Genomic DNA, 1,090 nt, shown 5'->3' with positions numbered 1-1,090 from the left:
GCTCCACCCACGCCCGCCTGGGCTCGCCCGCCCGCCGGTCCGCGTCGAGCGGCCGGGCGCGCTCGACCGCGTCGAGCGCGGCCCTGGACAGCGGGTCACCGCGGGCGACATCGCGGCGCTCCGCTCCGTGGCCAACCTCTTCCGCGAGCTCGACCAGACCTACGGCGGCGGCCATGCCAGGCAGGCCCTGGTCCGCTATCTGGAGCACGAGCTCGAACCGATGCTGCGCGGCAGCTACGGCGAGCAGACCGGCCGCCGGCTGTTCTCGGCCGCCGCCGACCTGACCAGGCTCGCCGGCTGGACCGCGTACGACATCGCCGCGCACGGCCTGGCCCAGCGCTACTTCGTGCAGGCCCTGCGCCTCGCCCAGGCGGCCGGCGACCGCTGCTACGGCAGCTATGTGCTGGTCTCCATGAGCAGGCAGGCCGTCTACCTCGGCCACGGCCGGGAGGCCGTCCAGCTCGCCAGGGTCGCCCAGCAGGGCATGGCCAGCTCCGTCGCCCCGGTCGTCCAGGCCCTGCTGCACGCCGTCGAGGCGCGGGGCCACGGGCTGCTCGGTGAGGTCCGCAGCTGCACCGCCGCGCTCGCCCGCGCCGAGCGCGCCCTGGAATCCGCCCGCCCGGGCGAGGACGCCCCGCCCTGGGCTCGGTTCTTCGACGAGGCGCAGCTGGCCGACGAGTTCGGGCACTGCCACCGGGACCTCCAGCAGTACCGCGCCGCGGCGCGGCACGCCGAGCGCTCCCTCCAGCTCCGGCCGGCCAACTTCGCGCGCAGCCGACTCTTCTGCCGCGTGGTGCTGGCCTGCGCCCGGCTCGGCCTCGGCGACGTGGAACAGGCCTGCGGGCTCGCGGCCGAGGCGGCGCAGCAGGCCATGGAGATGCGGTCGGCGCGGGCGCACGAGTACATCCAGGACTTCGATCGCCGCCTCGAACCCTTCAGGGACGCGGCCCCGGTCCGAAGCTACCGGGAGAAGGTCGCCGCGCTGGCGTAGCGGCGCGCCTGCGGTGCGCCTGCGGCGCGGCCGGCCCCGGCCGCGCCGCGAGCGCGGGCGCGAGCGGCACGGCGACAGCCCAGACGTCCTCCGTGACCG

Annotated in this window: 1 pseudogene; it reads left to right on the top strand. The window is 76.7% G+C overall.

From position 1 onward, the window contains the following. A pseudogene (locus E1265_RS36420) lies at nucleotides 1-991 on the top strand (regulator); the annotation flags it as partial. Between the last annotated feature and the right edge of the window lie 99 nt (nucleotides 992-1,090).

Source organism: Streptomyces sp. 8K308, assembly GCF_004348315.1.
Classification (GTDB): Bacteria; Actinomycetota; Actinomycetes; order Streptomycetales; family Streptomycetaceae; genus Streptomyces.
This window is presented reverse-complemented; position numbering and strand designations above follow the sequence as displayed.